The organism is Schwartzia sp. (in: firmicutes) (genome assembly GCF_978017985.1).
In genome coordinates this window covers 1-6819 of record NZ_CDXDFU010000030.1, presented here as the reverse complement: position 1 = coordinate 6819, position 6819 = coordinate 1, and the positions used below count along the sequence as shown (strand labels likewise).

At 48.5% G+C, this 6819-nt stretch carries 6 protein-coding genes; 1 reads left to right on the top strand and 5 read right to left on the bottom strand.

Annotated features, from left to right (window positions below; all coding sequences use genetic code 11):
* Positions 1-860: 860 nt before the first annotated feature.
* The 3 genes from ACY69O_RS01400 to ACY69O_RS01390 form a co-directional block, all read right to left on the bottom strand.
* Positions 861-2273: a monomethylamine:corrinoid methyltransferase gene (locus tag ACY69O_RS01400; RefSeq protein WP_462331685.1), complete on the bottom strand. Its 1413-nt coding sequence runs from the start codon at positions 2271-2273 to the stop codon at positions 861-863.
* 76 nt (positions 2274-2349) lie between these two features.
* Positions 2350-2997 carry a cobalamin B12-binding domain-containing protein gene (locus tag ACY69O_RS01395; protein WP_072934248.1) on the bottom strand — a complete coding sequence of 216 codons (648 nt, stop codon included), beginning with the start codon at positions 2995-2997 and terminating at the stop codon, positions 2350-2352.
* Positions 2998-3022: 25 nt separating this feature from the next.
* Positions 3023-4036: an MtaA/CmuA family methyltransferase gene (locus ACY69O_RS01390; RefSeq protein WP_462331684.1), complete on the bottom strand. Its 1014-nt coding sequence runs from the start codon at positions 4034-4036 to the stop codon at positions 3023-3025.
* A 296-nt stretch (positions 4037-4332) separates the two neighbouring features.
* Here ACY69O_RS01390 and ACY69O_RS01385 point away from each other — a divergent pair, with 296 nt between their 5' ends.
* Positions 4333-4680, top strand: coding sequence for a DUF2292 domain-containing protein (locus ACY69O_RS01385; protein ID WP_462331683.1), 348 nt, complete (start codon positions 4333-4335; stop codon positions 4678-4680).
* A gap of 113 nt (positions 4681-4793) precedes the next feature.
* Here ACY69O_RS01385 and ACY69O_RS01380 read toward each other — a convergent pair whose 3' ends face one another.
* Both ACY69O_RS01380 and ACY69O_RS01375 read right to left on the bottom strand, forming a co-directional pair.
* A complete protein-coding gene (locus ACY69O_RS01380) occupies positions 4794-6080 on the bottom strand; it encodes an S-layer homology domain-containing protein (RefSeq protein ID WP_462331682.1) in 1287 nt (428 codons plus the stop codon).
* 240 nt (positions 6081-6320) lie between these two features.
* Positions 6321-6819, bottom strand: a 499-nt coding sequence (locus ACY69O_RS01375) for an ATP-binding cassette domain-containing protein (RefSeq protein WP_462331681.1), incomplete at its 5' end; no start/stop codon positions are given.

The following is a 6819-nucleotide window of genomic DNA, read 5'->3' as shown; positions in this document are numbered from 1 at the left end:
TGACGCCTCTATCCCAACGCCCAGCTCCTGCGCCGCTGCCAGTACAGTCTTCCCTGCCGGCACTTCCCCGCGCCGTCCCGAGGGCTGAAAAACTATCGTGTACGCCTCTGCCATTTTCCATTCTCCCTTCAACAAAAAGGAGGCTATGGACAGAGCACTCTGCTCCATCCAAAGCCTCTGGTTTTCCAGTCAGTTTTGTTTATTCATACTTATATGCTATGTTTTGTATTTTTAGACTAATATACATCAAAGATGTATGTATGTCAAGACAATTCACTAAAAAACTCTGAAATAAGCTAATGTCATTTCGCTTTAAAAAGTATGTGTAAACTTAAAGTTTTTAAATTCTACTTTAAAAGCTTGTATTTATTCACCATTTTTATGTACTTTATTCAAGAGGTGATAGCAGTGATACATCGTGAGCTATACTTAAAACAGTTACTTCATTCATAGGACACGTACTTGAAAACATTATTTATCTTGAACTCAAACGGCGCTGGGACGCAGTATACGTCGGCAAGGTTGGAGATACTGAAATAGACTTCGTCACCATGCAGAACGGCGAGCGTTGTTATTATCAAGTAGCATACACCGTTATCGATGACGATGGCTCTATCCTAAAAAGAGAATTGGCTCCGCTGAAAAGTGTACAAGACTATTATCAAAGATATTTGATAACGATGGATATGGTTCCTCCGGTATCTCACGACGGCATAAAACAGGTATACGCGTTGGATTGGCTTATGGACAAAACGTACTGAATAAAAAAAGACCGTCCACAAAATTTGTGAACGGCCCGGAGGCTTAGCCTCCAAAGAGTTATGGGAATGCTCCCGTGAAAGGGAACAATGGGAAGCTCTTTAAACGATTGGCAGACCGAGCTCACGAAGCTCTGCCTTGACCTTGTTGTATTTTGCAAGGAACTCAGGCTTCGGCTGAACTGTCGTAAGGTCGTATGCCGTGCGGAAGTCTCCGCCGACTGTATGCAGCGTGCGGTTGTCGATGAGCGGCTGATATTTCGGCAGAATCTTATTGACAAGCTCGTTTGCCTGTACGCGGGTAAGGCGGGCCTTACCGACTGCCCTGCCGACCTCTGCAGCAAAGCGTGCGCCAAGTCCGCATGCGTGGTCGAGGCCTGCGCTCTGATGGCCTGTGCCGCCTGCGACAAGGAAGCCGAGAGTTGCGCTTCCGATTGCGCCGGCTGCGGTCTCCCAGAAGTATTCCTCACTGTTGATGCCTGCAGTCTGCTGCCAGGAAGCACCGACGAGGGACGGGAAATGAGTATGCTTGCTGAAAGCCGCGCCGCCATAGTTCGCTACATAAAGAGCGTATTTACTGGAATTGCTGAAGTAAAGGGCATCTGTCGGCCATGTGCCGAGAATCGTAGGCTCATACAGCATTACATATGCAAGAAGGTCAGCAACGCCGTTTACCGCGGAGGTTGCAGGACCGCCGGCCGCACCGCCGATGTAGGACTGCAGAATACCCCAGATGTTTGCGCCGTAGGAGTGCCAGAAGTACGCACGGCTCATCTGATCGTAGTCTGTTTTAAGCTGCGGCATGATATAAACATGGCGCACGTCACCCTTTTTAACACCCCAGTACGGATTTGCCGCTGCCATTTCCGCCTGAAGATTAACAGGCGTAGAACCGCCATCCGGGAGTCCCGGACGTCCGACGCGGCGTTTTACATCATTTACTATAGCGACATGCTGCTGCTCAGCCATCATTTCAAACGGAGAGCCCGGTTTTACGGGAATACCGTTGATTTCTGTCTTGACGCCCTGGAAGTGAACATAATCAACCAGAGGCTCCTGCGCATAGGAAAGAGCAATTTTATCATATAAATCATCTGAGATAGGTCCGAGAATACGGCCCATTGTGCCCACCGGAGTAGGGCCGTTGTCATAATCCTCAAAGCCGCGGTGCGGAATGGTAATAGCATCCTGTCCCTCACCCAGTGTTACCTGTGTCGGAAGGTTCTCAAGTGCTGCATCAACCTCTTCCTCGCTGAAGGTTATGCGGCGCTCTGTCGATACGTTCAGAATACCTACATCCAGCAAAAGCTCCTTGCCTGCATTCCAAATAGCATCAAGCTCATCATCGTCCGTCGGGACCACCTTCCCGGGCGCGTACTCAATGCCGTATTTCTTCGTGAGCTCCTTCAATCGCGGCCAGTAAACCTTAGTATCAAATTCCTTCTGAAATGTAATCGGACCTGTTTCACCGCGGCCCCAGTATTCGATAAATTTTCCTTTAGATCCATGACTCATAGTAATTCCCTCCAACTGTATCAAATCAATGTATTTTTTCTATTTTTTAATGCCGTCTCTTAAAACGTCCGGCTTTTTATGCAACATGCAGAAGCTTCTTTGCGATTTCAACTGTAGCGATAGCATCCTGTCCGTAGCCATCTGCCTTAATCTGGTCGGCCCACTCCTGCGTTACAACGCCGCCGCCAACAAGGACAATGAAGTTGTCACGTACACCCTTTGCCTCAAGAAAATCAATAAGGTCCTTCTGTACAGGGCGTGTGGTTGACATAAGAGATGCAGCCGCAATGATTTTCGCGTCAAGCTTCTTTGCTTCCTCAAGGAAACGTGACGGAGCAACATCAACGCCCAGGTCATGCACATCAAAGCCTGCAGTCGTCAGGAAGGTCGCAACCATATCCTTGCCCACCTGATGTACATCACCCTGTACGGTGCCGATAACTACCGGGATAGCCTTCTGACCTTCAGTGTTTCTTTTCTTTATCTCAGGCTCCAGAACACTCAGCGCATTCTTGAAGGCATCCGAGGCCAACATGATTTCCGGGAGGAATACCTCCATACGTTCGAATTTGTCGCCCAGCTCGTTGAGTCCGTCAGCAAGAGCGCCTACAGCCTCTACCGGGTCAACGCCTGCTGCCAGTGCTTCATTTGCCGCATCAAGTGCCGCGTCCTCATCGAAGTCAAGAATTGTCTGCTTGAGTTTTTCCAAAATATTTTCTGCCATGATTTATTCCTTCTTTCTTTTCTGTTTACAGTCCTTCAACTGTTTTAACCATTGCTATGATATTTTTAATCGGCGTATCCGGCGCAACCGCGCAGTCCGGGGAGACTGCATCAACGCCGTCGGCGATGGATTTTTTCACGCCCTGGGCGACATCCTCCTCAGTGCCCTCCAAGAGAGCGCTTATGGGATGAACCGCACCGAATATCGGCGTCGAAATACCATTTTCCTTAAACTTCGTTTTAGCTTCCCTGACATCCACAGCGGACTCAACGCTTATCGCGTCCGCCCCTGTCGCAGCCACATCAAGAATTACCTGGTCCAGCTTTCCGCAGATATGGATAATAACAGGAACCCTTTTGTTAATGAAGGAAATCAACTGTTTTTCGTAGGGTGCCGCAAGCTCCCTGTACGCCTTCGGGCTAATCATATCCAGCGACGCCATCATGTCTTCAATGACGATTGCGTCAGCACCTGCATTGATGACTGCCTCCGCATACTGCTCAGCGGTTTTCTCTGCCGCCTCGAAAAAAGGAGCAAGCTTTTCCGGCTTTCTGAGGCTTGCCTTCAGAAGTGCCGAAACACCGATGATATTCGCTGCCACGCTGAATGGGCCCACAATACTTCCCATTACAGCAGTTTCCCCGCCAACATCCTGCTTCAACCGACGAATGGCATCGAGTACCGCAGGAATCCTTCCCTTTTCCGTGAAATTCTCCGGGATGACCGGAACATCGTCCACACTCAGGGCAGGCTTTTCAATACTGGGAATCTGCTTCTTTCCTCCATCCTTAATCTTTGAGCCGTATATTTCCGCCTCAACCGTCTGACAGTATGGCACGCGCACCGCATCAAGATGAAGCACTGTTGTTCCGCCTGCCGCAAGCGCCGCCATTTTCTCACCGTCATAATGAGCCTCAGGCCAACAGGCTCCCGTTTTTTCCATCAACTCATAGGTAGCGTACTGACAAACGGAGAGCACGGGCATTCGGTCCGTCGCCCCGCCGCGTAATGCTGCCAGCAGCCGTTCCTTTCCATTCATTCCATCATCTCCCAAGATACTTTGGATTGCTTTTGAAAAAGAAAGGAGGCTTCAACAGTCCGCTCTTACGGTTCTGTTGAAGCCTCCGGTTTTCCAGTCAGCTATTTCATAGCGAGTTGCTATGTTATGTATCTTTTGGAATACTATACTTCACATCATTCATGATGTCAATACTTTTTTTAAAAAATTTTTCACACCGTTCATTTTTCCTATGTTTTCTCACTTCGTTGACATACCGCGTCCGGTATGATATCCTTTTATAAATCATAGTATATAGCTATGAAAGGTGGGTAAATATGGCAGCACAGAAAAATGTCTCCGGCATCATCAGTCCGCAGGCAATGAAATACATCCGACTGGCTCTTTCCGAGATCTGCTTTGGCGAGCTAATCCTTGTCGCGCAGGATGCACGGCTCGTGCAGATTGAAAGAAACGAAAAAATACGGGTACTGCAAAATACTCCGACGTGTGAAAGAAAAGAGCCGGATGAAAAGGAGCTTTCCTTTATTGAGAACCAGATTCAGGCTTCCTTTAAGAGCCTTGACTACGGTCAACTGGTCATCGTTATAAAGGACGGAAAAGTAAAGCAGATTGACCGCACAATAAGAAGCCGTTTCACCGGAATGGACGGCGAAGGCATCTAAAAAAACAGTCAGCGAAAACGATGTTTTCACTGACTGTTTTTTACTGCTATTTATGCACACATGCTAAAAGGACCGCGCCGAAGCGCGGTCCTTTATTATTTCCGATTCAGTTATCAGAACAAGAAGTTCAGCTCTGTGAAGAGTCTGTGAGCCTTCGTGTTGTCGGCATCCATAACTTTGCCCGTGAAGTACTTGACCGTACCGACGATGTTCTTATCGAATACATAATCAGCACCGAACTCCCAGCCCTTCTGGTTGCGCTCGATTCCATCATACGTTGGGAGCCATACAGCAGCCATACCGAGCTGACGATATGCGGCGAAGATACCGAAGGAGCCCTTCTTAGCCGGATCTGCGCCCTTGTAGTCGAGCTCTACAGTCCACGCACGCTTAGCATTTCTGTACTGGGCTTCAGTGTTGGAAGCAGCTGTATTCCAAGCATAAGCGCCCTTCAATGCGACATTGTCCGTGAACTTGTAGCCGAGACCGAGATCCCAGATGTTCAGGTCATGATTCTCGCCATTGTTGCCTACAGCAATCTGCTTGTTAGCGAAGTGATGGAAGCCGACACCATACGTGAACTTAGCATCACGGTCGTTGTATACTTCAATGCTCTGGTAGCTTGCCGTAATAGCATCAGCTTCTCCATCTGCATTGAGATCCTTGTAGTCCTCGAAACGAGCACGACCGACAGAAAGAGCAACTTTCAGTTTCTTGCCGAATACTACCTGGCCGCCTGCAATGTTGTCGTCGAAGACCATACCGTCATCAACCATGGAGTACATCGGGAGCTTACCGAGGTTGATTTCCGTGTTGCCGTACTGGCCGGAAACCCATGCACGCTCAACCTGAACATTGTTCTGGTTTTTAGCCGTATCCATGTTGTCTGTGTCCGTGCCGTAGTCAATACGAGCATGGCCTGTCCAGTGGTTATTGATTACCATAGACGGCTCGAGACGAAGGAGAACCTGGTTCGTATTCGTGTGATCAGGCTTATTCTCTTTACGAGTATTGATGTAGCGATAACGCAACTTGCCGTTCCATTTAACGTTGTCAACCTTCTTCTCGAGAGCAGCAACGCGAACGCCGAGAGCGTTGAGTTCATCAGCGAACTCAGCAGCCAGCTTGTCAATCATAGCCTTATCAGCTGCGGAAACGCCGCTCTTTGCCATAGCGCGTGCAACCATCTGAGCCATCTCGAAACGTGTGATTTCCTGGTCGCCACGGAATGTGCCGTCGCCATAGCCTTCGATGACGCCGTCAGCAGCGAGCTGAGCAACAGCGTCATAAGCCCAATGGTCTGCAGCAACATCCTCGAACGGATTTGCAGCAGCGAAAGTTGTGGATGCAGCGCCGACTACGAGTGCAGTCGTCAGTGCAGATACGAGTGATTTTTTCATTACGAAAACCCTCCTAAAAAAATAGAAATGAATTTGGCTTGGAATTCATTTCTCCGCCTCAGGAGGCCTCGTTACGAGTTTCCATGTTTCCTCACATGACGCCGTCCTTACAACAGAAAAACAAATCCAAGCGTTATTATATTACAAAACAAAAGAAAATGCAAATTATTGATAATATTTCTCAAAAATACGTATAGGGGTATACCATAAAGCATACCTCCATACATGTATTAATATGTTTCACACCGCAGGATGCGGCTCCTTCTCAATGCTGCGTAAGCTCCATATTCCATCCTCAAGGTGCAGCTCCTGCTCATGCTGCCTGAAAAGTGTTCCACGGTGTCCCACACTCAGAATTCCCGTATCGGGCAGCTCCTCTCTCAAAAGCTCGTACAGACGCTGCTCTCTAGGTTCATCAAGAGCACTTGTAGCCTCATCAAGAAATACCCAGTCAGGCCGCGTAATGAGAATACGGGCAAATGCAATTCTCTGCTGCTCGCCCAGTGAAAGAATACGGCTCCAGTCGTCAACAGTATCCAGCTTATCAGCAAAATGAGCCAAATCTACACGCTGCAGAACATCCTTCAGCTTGTCGTCCGATACACTTCCGTCATCCGGCATAGGATAGCACAGTGCCCGCCTAAGCGTACCCAATGGAAGATACGGACGCTGTGGAAGGAATAACACCTTATCCTCTTTTTTAACATGCATAGTCCCCTTTCCAAAGGGCCATATCCCT

Excerpts from the sequence above, each read along its gene's own strand:
- ACY69O_RS01390 (WP_462331684.1), bottom strand. The coding sequence starts at position 4,036 with ATGAATGGAAAGGAACGGCTGCTGGCAGCATTACGCGGCGGGGCGACG.
- ACY69O_RS01385 (WP_462331683.1), top strand. The coding sequence starts at position 4,333 with ATGGCAGCACAGAAAAATGTCTCCGGCATCATCAGTCCGCAGGCAATG.
- ACY69O_RS01395 (WP_072934248.1), bottom strand. The coding sequence starts at position 2,997 with ATGGCAGAAAATATTTTGGAAAAACTCAAGCAGACAATTCTTGACTTC.
- ACY69O_RS01400 (WP_462331685.1), bottom strand. The coding sequence starts at position 2,273 with ATGAGTCATGGATCTAAAGGAAAATTTATCGAATACTGGGGCCGCGGT.
- ACY69O_RS01380 (WP_462331682.1), bottom strand. The coding sequence starts at position 6,080 with ATGAAAAAATCACTCGTATCTGCACTGACGACTGCACTCGTAGTCGGC.